Origin of the sequence: Phyllobacterium sp. CCNWLW183 (assembly GCF_037203775.1) — a bacterium.
GTDB classification, from domain to species: domain Bacteria; phylum Pseudomonadota; class Alphaproteobacteria; order Rhizobiales; family Rhizobiaceae; genus Phyllobacterium; species Phyllobacterium ifriqiyense.
Map to the genome: position 1 here is coordinate 176,671 of NZ_JBBCBN010000004.1, position 18,481 is coordinate 195,151.

23 protein-coding genes are annotated in these 18,481 nt (G+C 51.3%); 22 read left to right on the forward strand and 1 reads right to left on the reverse strand.

What is annotated here, in order from left to right:
* The first annotated feature begins 1 nt into the window (after window position 1).
* The 10 genes from V9K95_RS11275 to V9K95_RS11320 are packed head-to-tail and all read left to right on the forward strand — an operon-like array spanning window position 2 to window position 5,533.
* Window positions 2–1,351 (forward strand): phage portal protein, encoded by a 1,350-nt coding sequence (locus V9K95_RS11275; RefSeq protein ID WP_336440868.1) that lies wholly within the window; start codon window positions 2–4, stop codon window positions 1,349–1,351.
* Complete coding sequence (locus V9K95_RS11280) at window positions 1,351–2,361, forward strand: hypothetical protein (protein ID WP_336440869.1); 1,011 nt, start codon at window positions 1,351–1,353, stop codon at window positions 2,359–2,361. Before V9K95_RS11275 ends, V9K95_RS11280 begins: the two co-directional genes overlap by 1 nt.
* The gene (locus V9K95_RS11285) at window positions 2,361–2,654 is read left to right on the forward strand and encodes a head-tail connector protein (RefSeq protein ID WP_336440870.1); all 294 of its coding nucleotides are present in this window, start codon (window positions 2,361–2,363) and stop codon (window positions 2,652–2,654) included. Before V9K95_RS11280 ends, V9K95_RS11285 begins: the two co-directional genes overlap by 1 nt.
* A gap of 26 nt (window positions 2,655–2,680) precedes the next feature.
* Complete coding sequence (locus V9K95_RS11290) at window positions 2,681–3,346, forward strand: hypothetical protein (RefSeq protein ID WP_336440871.1); 666 nt, start codon at window positions 2,681–2,683, stop codon at window positions 3,344–3,346.
* A 30-nt stretch (window positions 3,347–3,376) separates the two neighbouring features.
* A complete protein-coding gene (locus V9K95_RS11295) occupies window positions 3,377–3,559 on the forward strand; it encodes a hypothetical protein (RefSeq protein WP_336440872.1) in 183 nt (60 codons plus the stop codon).
* Window positions 3,543–3,890: a phage head completion protein gene (locus tag V9K95_RS11300; RefSeq protein ID WP_336440873.1), complete on the forward strand. Its 348-nt coding sequence runs from the start codon at window positions 3,543–3,545 to the stop codon at window positions 3,888–3,890. The genes V9K95_RS11295 and V9K95_RS11300 overlap by 17 nt, the downstream gene beginning before the upstream one ends.
* Window positions 3,890–4,297, forward strand: a complete 408-nt coding sequence (locus V9K95_RS11305; RefSeq protein WP_336440874.1) for an HK97-gp10 family putative phage morphogenesis protein — start codon at window positions 3,890–3,892, stop codon at window positions 4,295–4,297. Before V9K95_RS11300 ends, V9K95_RS11305 begins: the two co-directional genes overlap by 1 nt.
* A complete protein-coding gene (locus V9K95_RS11310) occupies window positions 4,294–4,698 on the forward strand; it encodes a DUF3168 domain-containing protein (RefSeq protein WP_336440875.1) in 405 nt (134 codons plus the stop codon). Before V9K95_RS11305 ends, V9K95_RS11310 begins: the two co-directional genes overlap by 4 nt.
* A gap of 23 nt (window positions 4,699–4,721) precedes the next feature.
* The gene (locus V9K95_RS11315; RefSeq protein WP_307280155.1) at window positions 4,722–5,174 is read left to right on the forward strand and encodes a phage tail tube protein; all 453 of its coding nucleotides are present in this window, start codon (window positions 4,722–4,724) and stop codon (window positions 5,172–5,174) included.
* Window positions 5,174–5,533 (forward strand): gene transfer agent family protein, encoded by a 360-nt coding sequence (locus V9K95_RS11320; protein ID WP_336440876.1) that lies wholly within the window; start codon window positions 5,174–5,176, stop codon window positions 5,531–5,533. Before V9K95_RS11315 ends, V9K95_RS11320 begins: the two co-directional genes overlap by 1 nt.
* 202 nt (window positions 5,534–5,735) lie before the next feature.
* Here V9K95_RS11320 and V9K95_RS11325 read toward each other — a convergent pair whose 3' ends face one another.
* The gene (locus V9K95_RS11325; RefSeq protein WP_336440877.1) at window positions 5,736–5,912 is read right to left on the reverse strand and encodes a hypothetical protein; all 177 of its coding nucleotides are present in this window, start codon (window positions 5,910–5,912) and stop codon (window positions 5,736–5,738) included.
* A 14-nt stretch (window positions 5,913–5,926) separates the two neighbouring features.
* On the opposite strand from V9K95_RS11325, the gene V9K95_RS11330 reads away from it, so the two are divergent.
* From V9K95_RS11330 to V9K95_RS11385, 12 genes are all read left to right on the forward strand, one after another.
* Window positions 5,927–8,119 (forward strand): tape measure protein, encoded by a 2,193-nt coding sequence (locus tag V9K95_RS11330; RefSeq protein WP_336440878.1) that lies wholly within the window; start codon window positions 5,927–5,929, stop codon window positions 8,117–8,119.
* A 7-nt stretch (window positions 8,120–8,126) separates the two neighbouring features.
* Window positions 8,127–9,236, forward strand: a complete 1,110-nt coding sequence (locus tag V9K95_RS11335; protein ID WP_336440879.1) for a carbohydrate binding domain-containing protein — start codon at window positions 8,127–8,129, stop codon at window positions 9,234–9,236.
* Window positions 9,237–9,917, forward strand: a complete 681-nt coding sequence (locus V9K95_RS11340) for a hypothetical protein (RefSeq protein WP_336440880.1) — start codon at window positions 9,237–9,239, stop codon at window positions 9,915–9,917. It abuts the gene before it with no gap.
* A complete protein-coding gene (locus V9K95_RS11345; RefSeq protein ID WP_336440881.1) occupies window positions 9,917–10,351 on the forward strand; it encodes a GNAT family N-acetyltransferase in 435 nt (144 codons plus the stop codon). The genes V9K95_RS11340 and V9K95_RS11345 overlap by 1 nt, the downstream gene beginning before the upstream one ends.
* A gap of 36 nt (window positions 10,352–10,387) precedes the next feature.
* Window positions 10,388–13,006 carry a phage tail protein gene (locus tag V9K95_RS11350; protein WP_336440882.1) on the forward strand — a complete coding sequence of 873 codons (2,619 nt, stop codon included), beginning with the start codon at window positions 10,388–10,390 and terminating at the stop codon, window positions 13,004–13,006.
* Between the two features lie 6 nt (window positions 13,007–13,012).
* Window positions 13,013–13,441, forward strand: a complete 429-nt coding sequence (locus V9K95_RS11355; RefSeq protein WP_336440883.1) for a hypothetical protein — start codon at window positions 13,013–13,015, stop codon at window positions 13,439–13,441.
* A 351-nt stretch (window positions 13,442–13,792) separates the two neighbouring features.
* Entirely contained in the window at window positions 13,793–14,245 is a 453-nt protein-coding gene (locus V9K95_RS11360) for a hypothetical protein (protein WP_336440884.1), read from the forward strand.
* 3 nt (window positions 14,246–14,248) lie between these two features.
* On the forward strand, window positions 14,249–14,722 hold the full coding sequence (locus V9K95_RS11365) for a hypothetical protein (RefSeq protein ID WP_336440885.1): 474 nt from the start codon (window positions 14,249–14,251) through the stop codon (window positions 14,720–14,722).
* On the forward strand, window positions 14,719–15,036 hold the full coding sequence (locus tag V9K95_RS11370) for a hypothetical protein (RefSeq protein WP_336440886.1): 318 nt from the start codon (window positions 14,719–14,721) through the stop codon (window positions 15,034–15,036). The genes V9K95_RS11365 and V9K95_RS11370 overlap by 4 nt, the downstream gene beginning before the upstream one ends.
* Before the next feature lie 53 nt (window positions 15,037–15,089).
* Window positions 15,090–15,308: a hypothetical protein gene (locus tag V9K95_RS11375; RefSeq protein WP_336440887.1), complete on the forward strand. Its 219-nt coding sequence runs from the start codon at window positions 15,090–15,092 to the stop codon at window positions 15,306–15,308.
* Window positions 15,308–17,056 (forward strand): hypothetical protein, encoded by a 1,749-nt coding sequence (locus tag V9K95_RS11380; RefSeq protein ID WP_336440888.1) that lies wholly within the window; start codon window positions 15,308–15,310, stop codon window positions 17,054–17,056. The genes V9K95_RS11375 and V9K95_RS11380 overlap by 1 nt, the downstream gene beginning before the upstream one ends.
* Window positions 17,057–17,127: 71 nt before the next feature.
* Window positions 17,128–18,261: an acyltransferase family protein gene (locus V9K95_RS11385; RefSeq protein ID WP_336440889.1), complete on the forward strand. Its 1,134-nt coding sequence runs from the start codon at window positions 17,128–17,130 to the stop codon at window positions 18,259–18,261.
* The last annotated feature ends 220 nt before the right edge of the window (window positions 18,262–18,481 follow it).

Sequence of the window (18,481 nt, forward strand, 5' to 3'; positions counted from 1 at the left end):
AATGCGTCTCCCCTTTGGCCTCAACATCACGCGCGAGAAGGCGCTTTCCGGCGTCGACAATCGCGGCGGATGGTGGCCAGTGGTTCGCGAGTTCTTTCCCGGTGCGTGGCAACAGAATGTCGAAGTCAAATATGACTCCGTTCTCTCCTATCATGCAGATTTTGCGTGCCGGACGCTGATCGCCTCCGATATCGCCAAACTGCGTATCAAACTCGTCGAGCAGGATGCAGACGGCATTTGGAGCGAAACCAAGCGTGCTGCCTATTCCCCGGTTCTTCGCAAGCCGAATGACTTTCAGAACCGCATCCAGTTCATGGAAAGCTGGGTTCTGTCGAAGCTTCAAAAGGGCAACACTTATATTTTAAAACAGCGCGATATGCGTGGTGTTCCAGTCAAGCTGTATGTGTTGGATCCAACCCGGACAACTCCGCTTGTCGCTGATGATGGTAGCGTCTTTTACCAGTTGGCTACAGATAATCTGTCCGGGATTGAGGACGGTATTATTGTTCCAGCCCGAGAAATTATTCACGATCGCTTTAACTGCTTCTTTCATCCCCTCGTTGGTCTTTCTCCGATCTTTGCCGGCGGTCTGGCCGCCATGCATGGACTGGCAATTCAGAACAGCTCAACCTCATTCTTTACTAATGGCGCTCAGCCAAGCGGTGTTTTGACTGCTCCAGGTGAAATTGGCAAAGAAACCGCCGACCGCCTGAAAGAAGCATGGAAAGAGAAGTTCACCGGCAAAAATGCCGGAAACGTCGCAATTCTCGGCGATGGTCTGCAATACACACCGATGACGGCCAAAGCCGTGGACTCGCAAACAATCGAGCAGTTGAAGTGGACTGCCGAGGTGGTTTGCTCGACCTATCATGTTCCGCCTTACAAGATCGGTGTTGGCGCTGTTCCGGCAAATGCCAACGTTCAGGCGTTGAACCTTGAGTATTACACCCAGTGTCTTCAAATCCTGATCGAATCCATTGAACTCTGTCTTGATGAGGGGCTGGGTATCGGCGAGGGACTTGGAACCGAGCTTGATACAGATAACCTGCTTCGTATGGACAGCGTTACCCAGATGGAAGTTCTGGACAAGTCCAAGGGCATCATGTCGCCAAACGAGCAACGGAAAAAGCTGGACCTTAAGCCGAAGACCGGCGGGGACAGCCCGATGCTTCAGCAGCAGAATTTCTCTCTTGAGGCCTTAGCCAAACGAGATGCGCAAGCTGATCCGTTCGCAAAAGACACAGCATCTACGGATAACGCATTAGTTACGGCAGAAGCGGAAGCGGCTGCTGCAAATGATAATGCCCAGAAGCTGGCGGCACTCAATACAATTCGGAAGGGACTTTCCTGATGGATGGACAAGCTTTTGGCGCGGAGATCGTCGAAATCGTCAAGGGCTATGTCGATAAGGCGGTAACTCCGCTTTTGGCACGTATTGATGGCCTTGAGCAGCGCATCAAGGATATCCCGGATCCCGTCGATCTATCGGATGATTTGGCCGCATTGAAAACCGCAGTCGAAGCCATCGTCATTCCCGAATTGCCGGCACTTCCCGAAATACAATTACCTGATATTCCAGCGATGGTTGACGCTGCTGTCGATGCTCGACTGTCGGTTGATGACATGGAAAAGAGCATCGAAGAAGTCGTCCGAATGGTGGTGGCGGAAATTCCTGCGCCAAAGGACGGCATTGACGGCAAGGATACTGACCCAGAATTCGTTAGAACTCTGGTAGAGGAAGCTGTAAAAGCTATTCCTGCGCCAAAGGACGGCAAGAGCGTGACTGTTGACGATGTTGCGCCGCTGATCGCTGCCGAGGTCGAAAAACGCGTCAGCGAGCTTCCTACGGCCAAAGACGGAAAAGATGGTGCAGACGGAAAAGATGGTATCGGTTTGGCCGGTGCTTTGATTGATCGATCCGGCGAACTGGTTGTCACGCTGACCAATGGCGAGGCAAAAAACCTTGGGCCTATTGTCGGCAAAGACGGCGATCCTGGCAAGCCTGGCAAAGATGGCTTCTCGCTAAAGCATTTCGATGCTGAGCTTATGGCCGATGGACGGACAATCCTTCTCAAGTTCGAAGATGGCTCTGATCAATCATATAGCGTCGAGATTGGCGTGCCTACGATGATCTATCGCGGTGTTTTCAAAGAAGGCGAGACGTACGAGAAGGGCGACACCGTCACATGGGGCGGTTCGATTTGGCATTGTGATCAAGAAACAACTGAGAAGCCTGATGCATCCAAGGCGTGGCGCCTGGCTGTTAAGCGCGGACGGGACGGCAAAGATGGCGTCGTAAGAACTGTCGGGGACAAGCCGATCGTAAGCATTGGCACACCCAGCAAGAAGGAAGGCAAGTAATGGCTGACCTTGCTACGCTCGAACAGGTTAAGGCCGCCTTGATTGTCGATTTCGATGATGACGACGAATATCTGACACTTCTTCTCAAAGCTGCTTCTGACCGCATCTCCGGGTACATCAAAACTGAGATGCCCGATCCAGTGCCGGATTCAGTGGTAGCTTCTACCATTTTGCTCGTCGGATATCTCTATAAGAATCGCGATGGTGATCCGGACGAGGACTTTGATCTAGGCACGCTGCCATATCCAGTCACCGCGTTGATTTATCACCTCCGAGATCCGGCGCTCGCATAAACCATTCGCGCATAAGGAAAATCCTAATGGCCAAGAAAATTACACTGACGTCAAACAATGGATTCGGCTGGTCATTCGGCACGACCGGTAGCAAAAAAGTAGAGTTGGAGAGCGAACACGGCTTTGGCTGGTCGTTCGTTAAGTCTTCTGCTCCAGTAAACACATTGGCCCCAGCCATTACCGGCACTGCTCGTGTCGGCCAAGTTCTGACAGTGACGAACGGAACATGGACGGGTGATCCTGCACCAACATTCACGCGTCAGTGGAAACGAGGCGCAACCAATATTGGGACAGGCGCTACAACTTATACCCTTGTTGCCGCAGACGCAGGTCAGGTTATTACCTGTGTTGTGACAGCTACCAATTCCGAAGGTTCAGCCAACGCGACCAGTAACGCCACTGCCGCTGTTACCCAGACGCCAGCCAATACGGCTCTTCCAACAATTACCGGTACAGCTCAAGTTGGTCAGGTGTTGACCTCCACTAACGGTACTTGGACTGGAACGCCGACTCCTACTTATACGCGCCAGTGGAAAGCTGATGCAGTTAATATTGCTGGCGCTACAGCGGTTACATACACGCCGGTAGCAGGCGACGTAGGCAAGGTTATTACTGTCACAGTTACAGGCACGAACTCTGCCGGCAATGCGAGTGCGACGAGTGCTGCGACTGCTGCCGTAATCGCGGCATAGCCGTCTCTCCATACAGAAGGATGCATCCTGATGGCACGTGTAAAATTCACCCATGATTTCGATTACAAACCGACTCCAAACATCACGATTGGATATCTCGCGGGCAGGGAAGAAACTGTTAAGCAGGATTGCGCTGACAAGGCCATTGCTGCCGGCAAGGCTGTCTCAATGGATAAGCCCCGCAAGGAAACGGACAATGGCGAAAAAGCCTAGTGCCAGCGATCTATTCTATTCCGTTGCGTTCGGTAAGCGGGAAGAAGTCACAGACGAATACGGAAACACGCAAGGCGCGTTCGTGGAGCAGTTTTCCCAACGGGCGGGCTATATTCACCTCCGAGGTGGAGAAAGCGTGCTGGCGGGACGCCTTGAGGGAAAGCACACACAGATCATTCGTGTTCGCTCTACCTCACAGACGCGGCAAATCAAAAGTGACTGGTACGCACAAGACAAGCGAGATTTGAAGTATTTCGCAGTCCGCGATGTCACGCCTCTGCTTGATCGCCAGTTCATTGATATTCTGGTTGAGGCTGGCGTAGCGCTCTGATGGCGATCTCTGGACTTAAGAGATTAAACAAGAAGTTCGCGCTTCTACCCAAAGTTGCGCGTGACGCCATCCGTGACGCGATGGCTAAAAGTGCAGACGAAATCGTCGCACTTATGAAATCACTTGTTCCCAAGGATAGTGGCGAACTAGTTGAATCCATCGGATGGACTTGGGACAAGGCTCCCGACGGGTCGGTTGTGGTGGCTGTTGCAACCGCCTCAGACATGACGATTACGATCTACGCCGGTAGTGATGCTGCTTATTATGCGCGTTGGGTCGAATTTGGAACCCAGAAGAAGTCGGCTCAACCATTCTTCTTCGTTGCATATCGGGCCTTACGCAAACGCACAAAAAGCCGGATCAGTCGGGCAACGACGAAAGCCGCGAGGAAAGTTGCTGCATCATGACATCTCCGGTTTTAGAATTGCAGGCTGCCATCGTGGCACGCTTGAAAGCTAACACTACGGTTAATGGTCTGATCGGAGGGCGTGTTTATGACGCCGTCCCAGCAAATCCCACGTTTCCTTATGTAGGTTTCGGCCCGGCCGATGAGTTGAGCGATGACGTTGATTGTATCACTGGCTTTGAAATCACTATGCAGATCGATTGTTGGTCTCGTGCTGTCGGGTTTCCCGAGGTGCGTCGGATCAGTGACGCGGTTCGCGCTGCCCTGGTCGATACCGATCTGACGATTACTGACAATGCCATCGTCTATTTCACTCACCGAATAACCCGAGTTTTCCGTGATCCCGATGGGCTCACATCGCATGCCGCCATCAGCTTTCAGGCTTTTGCGGAACAACCCTGATCGCCATCATAGGAGAATCCCCAATGGCACAAGCTACAACTATCAAAGGCGGCAAGGTACGCGTTCTGCTGGGCACTCCCGGCGCTCTACCTGCCGATCCGATCACATATGCTGCGCCTTGCGGCTTCACGTCCCGATCGATCACACTCACCAAAAATCTGGAAGAAGTTAATATTCCAGACTGCGAAGATCCCGATAAAGTAGATTGGGTAGGCCGCGATGCCACCAGTCTGTCGATGGGAGTTTCAGGTGAGGGTGTTCTTGCGGCGGAATCCGTTGAGGACTGGCTTGACGCTTGGGAAAGCGTTGAGTCTGTCCCAGTCAAGATTGAATGGGAATTCCCAGCCAAGACCGTCACTTGGACCGGCTACATGCAGGTGGAAAGTGTTGAATCCGAAGCTCCGAACGGCCAGCGTGCAACTCTCACGGTTTCTATGCAGTCAGACGGTGAAATGGTTCGCGTGGTTGCTCCATAATGAGCCGCGATGCTTCGATTGAACTGAACTTTGGGGACGGGACCTATACGTTCCGTCTCGGGTGGGGCGAACTTGCCAAGGTACAAGAAGCGTGTGACGCCGGACCCTACGTAGTGTTGCAACGCCTGTACGATAACTCTTGGCGTTTAAATGACATCCGAGAAGTTATTCGCTGGGGTTTGATCGGCGGAGAAACTAAGCCAGGTGAGGCATTAAAGCTTGTCAGGGATTACGTCGAAGAGCGACCGCCCTTGGAAAGCGTACTATTCGCACAGGCAATACTCTCGGCGGCATTGCAGGGGGCGCCTGAAGAGGACGTGGGAAAACCAAAACAGCAAAGCGATCTGGCGAACGCCTAGACGATCTACCAAACGGTAAAATTCGCTTTGCTGCGATCTATGCCAATGGCGCCGTGATGGGCTTTACACCTCAAGAGGTGAACAAGATGTCCATGTGGCAGTTTCTAGCCGCAGTGGAAGGCTACATCAAAGCTAACTCACCTGAAGATACTGGTAAGTTGACGGAATCTGAAAAAGACGAAATGGCAAATTGGATTGGTATCTAGCTGCGTTGCGGGCGCTCAACAGCGACGATCAATACTACGAGAGCGGCTGTTAATACTCCGAATCCGAACAGGATAGCGGCAAGTATCTGATGGATCGCCGATACGGCGAACAAAGCGATAAGAGCGGCCATCAGAATTTGTGCCACTGACAATATCCCGAGTAAAAAATTCATTGACTGGACCCCTAATGGCGCAAGACTTAGAGAGACTTGTAGTTCAGCTTAGCGCGGACATCAAGAAATACGAAAATGCCATAAATCGCGCCCAAGGCATTACCAACAAGAATGCTCAACGCATTGAGCGACGTTTCACAAAGATGAACGCCAATGTGTCTTCATCTTTCGCAGGTTTAGGAGCGAAGATCGGTGGGGTATTCGCAGGCGCCTCTTTGGCTAAAGGCGCGGTAAAGTTTTCCGAAGCTGCTACACGCATCGATAATGCACTTAAGGTTGCGGGACTCTCTGGTGAGCAACTAGAGCAGGTCTATGGTAAGCTTCGTGACAGCGCCGTCAAAAATGCTGCCCCGTTTGAATCTCTTGTAGAACTTTATGGTCGCGCCTCACTGGTTCAGAAAGAACTAGGTGTATCGAGCGAGCAGCTTATTTCATTCACTGACAAAGTGGCTCTGGCGCTTCGAGTATCCGGCAAGTCTGCCCAAGAATCCTCGGGTGCATTGCTTCAGTTAAGCCAAGCTTTGGGATCCGGAGTGGTTCGCGCTGAAGAGTTCAACTCCATCGTTGAAGGCGCACCAACAATCCTTCAGGCTGCTTCACGCGGGATCAAAGAAGCTGGTGGCAGTGTCGCGCAGTTGCGCAAGATCATGCTGGATGGCGGTTTGTCATCCAAGGCTCTGTTTGATGGATTTATTGCAGGTTCCGCCTCTCTTGAGGAGCGCGTCAAGAACGTTCAATTGACGTTTGGTCAGGCAATGGAGAATTTGCAGACTGCGCTTATTGATACGGCGCGAGAGTTCAATACTGCTACTGGAGCCAGCGCCAAGTTTGCAGACGGAATTAATGTTGTTGCCCAAGCTATCAGTGACTTTGATATCGCTGGCTTCATTGCCAAAATCCAAGAAGCTGGCGGAGCGTTTGAATCTTTCCTGAATACAATTGGCAATGCCAGCGTATTCGAAGATTTGAACAAGGCCCTAGGTTACACAGACGGCGAAGGCCGGATGATCAACCTTGAGACAAAGCAGGCTGAAGATAAGGCTATAGCACTTGAGCGTGAGGTCAAAGACCTGCAGGCTGTCATTGAAAACAATACCAAGCTGGGAATAGATACTACCGAGGCCTTGGCTAGGTTGGTTGGAGTGCAGGCGGCAATCAATAGCATCAAAGGGGCCATGTCCAGCCTCCCTCAGACCTACCCAAACGGACAGCTTGGCGATACACAGCCTGTTGTTATGCGCCCGACTATGGGCACGAAAGACGATAGCCTAGGTATCAATCAGATATCTATCAACGATCCTAAGTACAAAACTGAAGACGACAAAAAGAAGAAGAAAGCCAAGGGCGCTAAATCTGTACCAAGGACGGCTGAAAGTCGATTCAACGACGACATCCAAGCCATCAAAGACAGAACCGCTGCGCTCGCAGAGGAAACCGCACTTGTAGGCCAGTCTTATCTTGCCCAAGAGCAGCGAAAGATGGCCCTGGACCTCGAACAATCTGCGTTGGCAGATTTGCGCGAGGAAGCCCGCAAAAAAGGCCAGACCGATCTGGATAGCATCAAGCTTGCACCAGAACAGGTTGCACAGATCAATGCTGTCTCCGCAGCATATGCAATGCAGGCCGATCAGTTGCGCAAGGTTCAAGAGACGCAAGATAAGGCCGAGCAAGCCGCGGCCGAATTCTACGACACCTTCAAATCTGGGGTGATTGACGCCATTACTGGTGCGGAAAGCCTGAGCGACGCGTTGTCTGGGGTGCTTAAGAAGCTTGGCGATATGTTGCTCAACGCAGCATTCGACAGTTTGTTCAAGCCTGCTTCTGGCTCGTCTAGTGGCGGTGCATTTGGTGGTATTTTTGGTAGCATCGGTAAGGTTCTGGGGTTTGCCAAGGGCACGAACAACGCTCCTGGCGGTCTATCTGTTGTGGGTGAAAAAGGCCCGGAATTGATGAATGTCCCGAAGGGCGCCCAGATCATACCAAACCATAAGTTGCGTGCCCCAATTATGCCGTCTCTCCGGTCTGGTAGTGGCAGTAGCGGTGGTGTCGGCACATTTACCTATGCGCCAGTCATCGATAATCGAGGCGCTTCCGCTGAGGCCGTATCGCGACTTGAGGTTGCTTTAGCCAAGGATAGGGCCTCGTTCGAGGCAAACACCATTAAAGCTATACGCAAGGCCAATAAAACCAATGTGAAGTTGAGGTAGGGATAGCATGGCAATCACATTTCCCTATGACATCTTGACAGACTTCCCAGGCTGGAGCGTCGACTTTGATTTGATGTGGAGGCAGGAACAAAGCCGAGCAGCAGGGGGGCGCACGTTTGTAAAGGATTTGGGTTCACCGCTGTGGGCTGCGACATATCAGTCCATTAATCTGAAACCAAACGATCTGGATTACTGGCGCGCCCGCTTCAAACTGCTGGAGAATGGCTTAAACCAGTTCTATGGGCGGCCAAAGTCCCGTTGCTATCCCATTGCTTATCCGGGTGGGAATTTCTTCGGCAGCGATAGCTTTGCCAACCTCGTAATAAATCCCAGTTTTGAGGATACAACACTCAGCCCGTGGTTTCCGAATGCTGGCATTTCGCTTGGTACTGGCACCGGGCATACGGGAACCAAGTTTGTTGTCTTGGACAAAGGTTCGGCTGCCGCTGGGACAGGCACGCAACGCGAAACACTTCAAGTCATAGACGGTATTCAAGCGGGCAAGCAATATCGGATGTCTGCGTGGTTAAGCTCTGCTGCGGGCACTTCTGCAGCCGGAGCGTATTTAAGCCTTCAATGGCGTAACGCCGCAAATGCAGTGATATCAACATCGTCAATTGTGGTGAACTCCGGATTTGGCACAACTTGGACACAGGTTAGCGGAAATGCTGTCGCTCCTGCTACCGCTACCCGCGTTCTCCCTTATATCGTCTTCGCAACGTCCGGTTCGCTTCAAACTCTACGAGTGGATGATGTTTCTGTTGCCCGATACGAGACGTTCACTGGACTCAACGCACAGGTGAATTCCATCAACTCCAACCGTAAAGCGATCACTCTAAAAGGGTTAAATGGCGGATATGCCGGTAAAATAGGAGACTACATCCAGATCGGAAGCAACCTGCATCAAGTCATGGAAGACTTTACAGCTAATTCATCCGGCGTTTCTGGAGAGTTTGAAATAAGACCCCATCTTTGGCCGACATCGGCTGTAAATGACACAGTGTCTGTCGTTCGACCATCTTGCCTTATGACTCTGGTCCCTGGCTCTTTTTCCTCAACTGCTGAAATGAGTACAGGTCGAGGATCGATAACCTTTCAAGCTATAGAGAGCCGATAAATGCGCAACATTTCATCTGGTAATTTAGCGCTTTTACAGGCGAGGCGGCTTGTTGCTCGAGATTTCATTTGGTTGAAAGTCCGGACGCTCGCAGGTGCTCCATTCGCATATGGATTTTGGAATGATTGGGGAGACATCAGCGCGCCCGTGCTCAATCCAGATACAGGCCTTCCGAACACTCGAAACTTTGAAGGCTCTGGCAGTCTTATCGCAATAGACAATATTCCGGCTGTTTCAAACATCTCAGTCCAGAATGTGAATGTAGCTTTGAACCAGATTGACCCTGCGGTGGAGAACATTGCCCGCGGATACGACATGAAGCAGGCAGGCATAGAGATTTACCGGGGACTATTTAATCCAGATACGCGCCTGTTGGTTGACTCTGCGTTTTGCCGGTTTGTTGGCTTCGTCGACAACGTGACTATCACTACACCAAAAGAGAATGAGGCAGGCAGCATAGAACTCACGTGCGCTAGCCATACTCAGGAAATGACCCGAGGAAACCCTGATACCCGATCCACAGACAGTCAGAAACGCCGCCTGTCAACAGACAGGTTTTATGAGGACGTGACTACCGTCGGGGAGAAGGAATTCTTCTGGGGAGCAAAGCAGGGGAAACTAGACACCAAGCAAAGCGCGGCATGGAAGCTCAAACAAGCTCTCGCGCTAAAAGGTTCGTGATGCTTGTTCGAAAAGCTCTGCCTCAGGACAAGTCTCGTGTCCTGATGATGGCTCGCAGCTTTCAGGTCGCATCCGGACTGCCAATACCATTCAACGCTGCATATGCTTCAATGCTGTTCGATACTCTGATCAGTAATCCGACAATGCTGTGCCTTGTTCTCGATGACAACGGCCCTTGTGGCGTGTTGGCCGCCCAATCTGGAATATTGCCTCTCGCTCCGGTGAAAGCCGCCAGTGAGCTTATTTGGTGGATTGAGCCAAGTCATCGCGGAAGCGCGGCAAAGACAATGCTGGATAAGTATGAGGAATGGGCCACGGAACAAGGCTGCCAGTTCGTCAACATGGTTGGTCTTGGTGCTGATCCAGTCACAACACGGATGTATGAGCGGCGAGGCTACAGTGCCACCGAGCGCCATTTCATGAAGCCTCTCTAGCCACACGGCAGATACCCGAAAATTTAGGATACAGATATGGCCGTATTTACCGCCATAGCCACCGCTATTGGCGGTGCGCTAGGTTTGGGCGCTGCTGGTATTGCTGTTGTCGGAGCTGTCTTGCAGGCTGCAGTTGGTGTCGGGTTAAACCTGATAGCCAAGGCGCTGGCAGGTAAGCCGGAAGAAACACCGTTCAGCATCAACGGCCAGATGCAATCCGGCGGTGACGTTCCGCGCTCGTTCATCATGGGCCACACAGTTACCGCAGGCTCACTGGTTTACGCCAATACTTGGGGGAATTCAGGCAAGACACCCAATGCGTATTTTACGCAGGTTATCGCGCTTTCTGACATTCCGATCTCTGGCGTTTCGCAGCTTTTCGTCAACGGCGAAGCTGTCACGATCGGCACGTTAGATCCGGATGGTAAGGGTAACCGCATCACGGAGTACGAAACAGGTGGTGGGAACAACCATCTCTGGATCAAATTTCATGATGGCACTCAGGTATCCGCTGACAGTTTCCTCACCGATACAGTTTCAACCTCGAACAATCCATGGCAGCCAACGCGTATAGGCCAAGGTGTAGCCTACGCAATTCTGACTTCGCAGATTGATCCTGAACTATTTACGGGATTCCCGGCGTTCAAGTTCGAACTGCAAGGCATCAAGCTTTACGACCCCTCGAGGGACACTACGGCTGGTGGTGTTGGACCGCAGCGATACGACACTCCATCCACATGGGGCGGAGACGGTGACGATCTGCCGGCTGTTCAGATTTACAATCTGCTGCGCGGCATTCGCTATGGCACAGATTGGTTCTATGGGCTTCAGGGGCTTGCAGCCGCGCGTTTGCCAAATGCGCACTGGATCGCACAGATTAACAAGTGCCGGGCGCTCATTGACGGTCCTGATGGACCTGAGCCTACATACCTGACTGGTGGCGAGATTGCCATCGGTGCGCAGGTCACAGAAGCAATCGAGGCCATTCTTACAGGGTGCCAAGGTCGGCTGAGCGAGGCTGGCGGAACATACAAGATATTCGTAGGTGCTCCAGATGCTCCAGTATTTGCGTTTTCTGACGACGACATTCTGTCGACAGAAGAGCAAACCTTTACGCCATTCTTCGGATTGGCTGACACGATCAACGGTGTAAACGCATCCTATCCTGAACCGGCTGAAAGCTGGAACATGAAGGCTGCACCCGCTTTGCTCAACGCAGCTTTTGAGGCGCAAGACGGCAACCGTCGACTGATGGCTGATATCCAACTGGATATGGTCTATCGCTCTTCTCAGGTGCAGCGCCTTATGCGATCTGCCTTGCAGGAAGCACGTAGGGCGCGTCGCCATACGATAACATTGGGACCGTCCGCTTGGGTGCTTGAGCCCGGCGATATCATCCAGTGGACTTCGGCGCGCAACGGTTACGCTACAAAGCTATTCCGCATTGACGGTGTGGCAGACCACGCCAACCTTGACGTAACGCTGGATATGACAGAAGTCGATCCTGCCGATTACGACTGGGATCAGGAAAACGACTATACGCCACCTGTTTTCGTTCCGATTGTCCCCGGCAGACCAGCTCCACAGCCTATCGTGGATTGGTTTGCTGAAGGTGCGGTTGTTAATGACAACAATGGCAACCCAAGAAGGCCAGCAATTCGACTGACATGGGACGGCGATCAAGTTGACGTAATTGGTATTGAGTTTGAAGTGCGCTTGGCCACCAGCTTGGTGACTATCTACCAAGGTCGCATGGACCAGCCTGAGGTTGGTGTATTGCTTATCAGTCAAGGCTTGCTGCCAAACACTCTTTACGGTGTTCGTGGGCGTTATATCCCCGGCACAGCACGTTCTGTTTTGTGGTCGGGCTGGCTTCCGGTTACTACTCCAAATGTTCTTCTTGGCAGCGATGATATTTACGTAGATGACATCGTTGATGAGGTTAACGAGCAGATAGGAGAGCATCTGGAGTGGGCTGGTGATACTACTCGCTGGCTTACGGAAGAGATTGAACGCCTAAACTCATTGACGGCTGAAACAGGCGCGCAATCCGCAACTGACAAGTTTGAGTTGCTGGCGTCGATCGGCAATGTAACGGCTTCCTATACGCGAGACATTCTTGTTGTTGCTACCGGCCTAGAAGCAGCGGTTTCTCGAGTGGAGACGCTTGAAGTCGAACTTGATGGTGTGCCGGGCCAAATAGCTGCGGTGTCTACTGCTGTGGATGCTCTAACCGTCACTGTGAGCAACCAAGGCGGACAGATAACAGCAAACGCCAATGCAATTACAAGCCTTACATCTACCGTTGGCAACTTCTCTGCCAGTGGTTTGTTTCGCGTTGAAACGGTAGCAACGGAGTCAGGCGCACTTTCTACCATTGGCCTTAGTGCTGCTGCTACGGCTGGTGGAGCGACCACTCAGGCGGCGATTTTCCTGAGCGCCAAGACTGGTGGCATTTCGACCATTAACCTGATTGCTGATCGCCTCGTCATATCAAATCCCGGTGAGTCAGCGCAGTTCCCGTTTATCTTTCAGAGCGGGGTGCTGACAATGAATGCTGCCCGTATCAACAACGTTACGGCGGGCATGCTCCAGTCCTCAGATGGCAAATTCCAAGTCGACTTGACCAATCGTCGCATTCTAATTGCGGACTAGCATGACATGACAAATAGAACGCTGATTGGTGACTTCGGCGGTGGTGATTATCGTATTCGGGTTTCAAAGCCTGGCTTCGATGTCACCGCCGCGCTCCAACCTGAGCAGTTAGCTTTTGATAGTGCCTGGAAGGACGGAGGAGTTGTTTATAGTACAGGTACGGCATCTGTTTTTGGTGGCGATAGTTCGAATGGGCCATCTCCAACATCCCTAAGCTTTGGTGAGACCCTCCCAGAGATACCGTTTGTTCTATCTTGGCGGAAATTAAGCGCAACAGAAAGCCAAATGGGTGCCGACAGTACAAGTGACAACCTTTATCGAACTTGGCACTGCATCGCCAGCACAACCGGACTGACGTTCTTCGGCCAAAATTACGATACCGAAGGCACATTCACCGTGGCTTATGTTGTTATCAGGAGCCTTACCAATGGTTAATCGCGTTCTTATCGGCGATCACCCGACTTTTGGTATGGGTGGATTTGTTTCCCAGCTCGGTGTCGATGTTTGGACTGCCAACAAATTCCAATTGTCTTGGTCATCAAGTTGGGAGTCTCTGCAAATAGTGTCCTCTGGTTCGGTTTTGATACCGGGTGACACTTCTTTTAGTCCAACTTTTTCATGGCCTGATTTGGGGTACTACCCAGTAATACTGGCGTCGTTCTCGCCTAAGCGATTTCTCTTGCAGTATTTAACGACAAGCAGCGCAAGAATACGAAATGATCCTGACAATTTCAGTACAAGTTCTGGAACTTGTTACTATGTGGTGACAAAGACGGTGCGACCATAATGGCAAATCGTGTTTGGGCTGAGCCGGGCGTACTTCGCATTTCCAAGTCTGGTCAGAATGTTTTAACGGCATCTGATGTCAATCTTCTATTCAATAGCAACTACGCAGGCACAGCCAAGTTTATTAAAGGCAGTGTATCAGGTTCTCGCGGTGGAAACGGAACAACTACCATTGAAGCAATGTATGGAAAAACATTCACAGTAAAACCGATGGTGTTTGTTTTTGCCATTAACACCAGTGGAGGTAGCTCCGGTGGGAGTTATCCAAATCAAGGGTTCCAAGCAAAGACGCTATCCGATTGCAACACTCCGCACAGCTTCTTTTCATTGAGTTGGACAAGGCTAGGAGTCGAAGTTCAGTTGGATAGGCTGAGGTTTGAAATGTCCAGTGCAGCCAGCTCCTTCAACTTCACGATTCATTACGCGGTACTCGATTACAGGTTTGGGGCATAAGTCATGCTGATACACCACACGGAAAGCGGGCGAATTGACCTTATTCAAAGCGACCCGGATGACGAAGCCTTGTCCAATCTTATGGCGATGGGTGGATACATTCACCTCCCAAGCCTACCACTGCCAGCCGCTGCAGTTCGCGACAAAGACGGTCGAGTGCTAATTGAGGACGGCAAGGTCAAGAAGGAAATCCCCGGATATACCACTCCGGTTGCCACGCATGATTTTCACATGGTTGTCGATGGCAAGGTTGTGGAGCGCCCAACGCTGCCCACTGGCGATGTTGAGATCAAAGCAGATGGAAAAGACACATATACGCTCAATGGCCTTCCACGACCTTGTGTGATCCGAATTGACGGTGAGCCTTATGAAGTCAAGGGAGGTGTTCTGCACTTCGCGACAAAGGACGCCGGCACATATTTGTTCGAGGCAGGATTTCCATTTGTCGACTGGCGCGTGAAGGTGGTGGCGAAATGAAGATCACCGGCAAGAAGAACATCGAGGCCGAACGTCTACGGGGCAGGGCGGCGATCGATGCTGTCTACATCCCCAAAGTGAATGCGGCCATGGGTCCTAAGTTCGCGCTGTATCAGGCTAAGGCGCATTCAGCCTTGGCGGGTGTGGGTATCGGGTTTGTAAGCAAGTCTGACAATGCACAAGACATCATTGACCGCTTCGACGCATTGTCAAAGAGCATCGCCAAAATCGAAACAGAACGCCAAATGGCTCAAGCCAAGATCGATGCGGCGACAAGCGCTGCTGAAATCGACGCCATCATAGCCAGCCTTTAGCCAAATCCACATTCCCAATTCTGAACCACCTGCCTCGGCGGGGAGGAGAACCTATGTCCACACCGAACGAAGACGGCAAAGTCGCCATCGCGCCTCAGGCCGCGCTGAACGAATACGCAGCCATCAAAGGCTTCTATGAAAATCGCGTCTTGGTTCTTGCCCAGCAAGTTCATGAGCTGTCTGGCACCGTTGAAGTCCTGCGCCAGCAATTGGCTGATGCCAATACCGCACTTGAGCATGAGCTTGCAGAGAAGTCCGGAGAAACTGAATAATGGCTATCAAACCAGACTATCAAGCTGGAACAGCGTCGATCACTGCTGGAACCACAGCTCTCGTCGGGGCTGGTGGGGCCAACTGGATAGCAGCCGATATTCAGCCTGGCGATACGTTCAAGGTGCAGAACCTTGATGCTATCGTGGCATCGGTCAACAGCGCCACGTCCATTACGCTTGCCTCACCATGGACTGGTGCGACGCTCGCTGCCGCACAATACCGGATCCGATATCAGCCCGATGGCTCGCGATTTACTGCGGCTCTTCGCGATTTGGTTACTGCAATTGGCGGCGGGTCATTGGCTGCGCTACAAGCTGTTACAGGCGCCGCCAACAAGATTCCTTATTTCACCAGTGCCACGACAATGGCGCTCGCCGACTTTAAGACTTGGGCGCTTTCGTTTCTTTCTCTGACACCTGCTGCAAACAATGGCGTTTATTTCACAGATGCAAATACCGCTGCGCTGTTCGATCTGACCCCTGCGGGCCGGGGGTTAGTTGGCGCAACTAGCGCTTTAGCTCAGTTGGCGGTTCTTGGATTGCCAGAACAACTTGCCGCCAATCGTACCTATTATGTGCGCAAGGATGGCAATGACACCAATACGGGACTTGCCGACAACAATACTGGTGCGTTCCTCACAATCAACGCCGCAATCAATGCAGCGTACTCTAAGCAAGACCTTCGCAATTTTACAGTTTTTATCGTGGTGCGCGCTGGCACATACGTAGAAAATCTTACCTTCTCTGGCCGTCCAGCATGGGCGGGCAAGTCTGGTCAGAAATTCCCGATTTATTTAACCGGAGATACTGGCACGCCAGCAAACGTGGTGATTGCTCCATCCAGCGGCAAATGCATCACCGCCAATAGTGGAGCGGGTGTAGACCTGCACGGATTTAGAACCGTAACAACCGGATCTGATGGCTATCATATTTTCACGGAAGATTCAGGGACCAATGTCAACTTTGGTAATTGGAGTTTTGGTGCTTCCTCTGCTGATCACATATTCTCCCAGCTTGGCTCGGTCGTAACTTTCGACACCGGATACCCAATTACAGGCGGGGCATTAAATCATTATCACGCTACAGAAGGCGGCAACATAAAGTTCACGGGCGCATCTGGAACCGTAACGCTGACGGGAACTCCAGCATTTACGGGACAGTTTGCCGGGTGTGCCAAATCAATGATCGCATTGGTCAACCTCACGTTTAGCGGTGCGGCAACCGGTCGACGGTTTCTCACGCACCTAGGTGGAGCGATACGAACTGGTACTGATGATCCAAACTTCTTGCCGGGTAATTCTCCTGGCGTTGAAGATGGTGGGGGCAGGTTTGACTATGGGCCGCGTTTCTCAGTTCATAGAAATTTTGTCGACTATACAATAACCGCCGGCGCTTGGAATTTCATTCCGCTGGCGACGCCCGCCTATAATCTTGGGGGAGCATACGACACGACTAACTCTCGATTCCTTCCTAGAGCAGGCGTGGTCAGTATGAGAGCTGCAGTTACGTTCACCGCAGGATTGGTTGATGGCGCATTAATGGGAATTTCCATCTTCAAAAACGGAGTGGAGTTTAAGACGGTTCTTGGAGTGGTGAATGGAACAGGTTTTCAGAGCATGCAAATATCAATAGAGGATGTGGCAAACGGAACCGATGCCTATCAAGTCTACGCCCGTTCTGACGGAGGAGCCAACAAAACCGTTCATGGATCATCGGCATGGACTTGGTTTATAGGTCACCAACACTAGCCACCACCTAAGGTTGAACAATCATATGTAATTATGTATGCGTTCGACTTAGAGTTTGTTCAGGGGCTGATGTGAAGACCTATATCAACATTCAAGGCCTCAGGGCCGTTGCCGTCCTAATGGTTACAGTCAGCCATATATATTGGCCGATCCTTCCTCTTAGAACCCATTGGTCACAGGAGTTTGTAGATTCAATTGGTCCAGCTGGGGTAGACCTATTCTTCGTCATTTCCGGTTTTGTGATTTACCTTATGGCCAAAAGGTCAGGGAAAGTTGCAGAAACCAAAGGTCGGTTTTTCGCCTTCTGGGAATTTGTCGTAAAGAGATTGATCCGAATTTATCCTGTCTATTGGATCGCCTTTGGCGTAGCGACACTGATCATGGGGTATGTAGAACTTGCCCCAGATTGGCTTGAAAAGAAGCCGTGGTTGGAGTTGTTTTTGCTGGTCTCGCAACCGAATAATCGCATTCTAGCCGCGTGGACACTTATTCTGGAAATGTACTTCTATGCTGTTGCGGCTTTGGTAATTCTGATTTTACCAAGACATATCGTTCTCGGCTTTTCGATATGGTTTGCCGTGGTGACGGCGGCAATTGCTTTGGCATTTCTCCTCGGCAAGGATTGGATGCTGATGACGGCGTTTACCTCTTTGCTGTATGACTTTTTGTTTGGCATGGCGATTGGTTGGCTGATCGAACGAAAAATTGCAGGATGGGGCATATCCTCTATTGCAATTGGTGTTTTATCTTTGCTCGTCGGTGCGGCGTTCTTCCGGATGCATGGCGGCTGGTTCTCAATGCCATCATGGTATCGGATGGCGTGTTTTGGCATCCCAAGCGCTTTTATCGTTTATGGGTTTGTTGCGGTAGAGGTGAGATCAGGGTGGACGTTTGCCAAGCCCTGGCAACGTCTCGGTGACGCATCATATTCAGTCTATATATGGCATCAAATGATCTTCGCATGCCTCGCAATGGCCTGTACAAAAATGGGTTGGATGGATTCCGTGCCCAGCAAAGTGCTCGGCGCTGGGTTTATCATTATCGCAATCAGTGTTGGTTTCTTCAGTTATTACAGAATTGAAAGACCGATCTTGAAGCTCGCTAGGGCAATACTCTTGAAAGAACCTAAGAGTACAATTGTCTGGATGGATCGCGCGCCGAACGCTGATACGAGATCGGCAGTGGCTACCACTGCCTCCAACTAAAGTCTTCCAGAGTTTCTTGCTCTTGTTTGTATTCCCATTTCTGACCGTTCCAACGACGCCAGACTTGGCCACCAATCTGCATCTTTGTACCGTCAAAGGACTTCATAAAGTTCACAAACAGAGGTTCAGAGCACTTGTGCCACAAACCATCCTTATGGATTCCAAAAGGATTGTAGAAAGCCCTGATCATACGAAAAGGGAACGTCAGGAAATCTAGCAT

Bases quoted from the DNA above. Each gene is read 5' to 3' on its own strand.
- V9K95_RS11275 (WP_336440868.1), top strand. From the start codon at position 2: ATGCGTCTCCCCTTTGGCCTCAACATCACGCGCGAGAAGGCGCTTTCC.
- V9K95_RS11280 (WP_336440869.1), top strand. From the start codon at position 1,351: ATGGATGGACAAGCTTTTGGCGCGGAGATCGTCGAAATCGTCAAGGGC.
- V9K95_RS11285 (WP_336440870.1), top strand. From the start codon at position 2,361: ATGGCTGACCTTGCTACGCTCGAACAGGTTAAGGCCGCCTTGATTGTC.
- V9K95_RS11290 (WP_336440871.1), top strand. From the start codon at position 2,681: ATGGCCAAGAAAATTACACTGACGTCAAACAATGGATTCGGCTGGTCA.
- V9K95_RS11295 (WP_336440872.1), top strand. From the start codon at position 3,377: ATGGCACGTGTAAAATTCACCCATGATTTCGATTACAAACCGACTCCA.
- V9K95_RS11300 (WP_336440873.1), top strand. From the start codon at position 3,543: ATGGCGAAAAAGCCTAGTGCCAGCGATCTATTCTATTCCGTTGCGTTC.
- V9K95_RS11305 (WP_336440874.1), top strand. From the start codon at position 3,890: ATGGCGATCTCTGGACTTAAGAGATTAAACAAGAAGTTCGCGCTTCTA.
- V9K95_RS11310 (WP_336440875.1), top strand. From the start codon at position 4,294: ATGACATCTCCGGTTTTAGAATTGCAGGCTGCCATCGTGGCACGCTTG.
- V9K95_RS11315 (WP_307280155.1), top strand. From the start codon at position 4,722: ATGGCACAAGCTACAACTATCAAAGGCGGCAAGGTACGCGTTCTGCTG.
- V9K95_RS11320 (WP_336440876.1), top strand. From the start codon at position 5,174: ATGAGCCGCGATGCTTCGATTGAACTGAACTTTGGGGACGGGACCTAT.
- V9K95_RS11325 (WP_336440877.1), bottom strand. From the start codon at position 5,912: ATGAATTTTTTACTCGGGATATTGTCAGTGGCACAAATTCTGATGGCC.
- V9K95_RS11330 (WP_336440878.1), top strand. From the start codon at position 5,927: ATGGCGCAAGACTTAGAGAGACTTGTAGTTCAGCTTAGCGCGGACATC.
- V9K95_RS11335 (WP_336440879.1), top strand. From the start codon at position 8,127: ATGGCAATCACATTTCCCTATGACATCTTGACAGACTTCCCAGGCTGG.
- V9K95_RS11340 (WP_336440880.1), top strand. From the start codon at position 9,237: ATGCGCAACATTTCATCTGGTAATTTAGCGCTTTTACAGGCGAGGCGG.
- V9K95_RS11345 (WP_336440881.1), top strand. From the start codon at position 9,917: ATGCTTGTTCGAAAAGCTCTGCCTCAGGACAAGTCTCGTGTCCTGATG.
- V9K95_RS11350 (WP_336440882.1), top strand. From the start codon at position 10,388: ATGGCCGTATTTACCGCCATAGCCACCGCTATTGGCGGTGCGCTAGGT.
- V9K95_RS11355 (WP_336440883.1), top strand. From the start codon at position 13,013: ATGACAAATAGAACGCTGATTGGTGACTTCGGCGGTGGTGATTATCGT.
- V9K95_RS11360 (WP_336440884.1), top strand. From the start codon at position 13,793: ATGGCAAATCGTGTTTGGGCTGAGCCGGGCGTACTTCGCATTTCCAAG.
- V9K95_RS11365 (WP_336440885.1), top strand. From the start codon at position 14,249: ATGCTGATACACCACACGGAAAGCGGGCGAATTGACCTTATTCAAAGC.
- V9K95_RS11370 (WP_336440886.1), top strand. From the start codon at position 14,719: ATGAAGATCACCGGCAAGAAGAACATCGAGGCCGAACGTCTACGGGGC.
- V9K95_RS11375 (WP_336440887.1), top strand. From the start codon at position 15,090: ATGTCCACACCGAACGAAGACGGCAAAGTCGCCATCGCGCCTCAGGCC.
- V9K95_RS11380 (WP_336440888.1), top strand. From the start codon at position 15,308: ATGGCTATCAAACCAGACTATCAAGCTGGAACAGCGTCGATCACTGCT.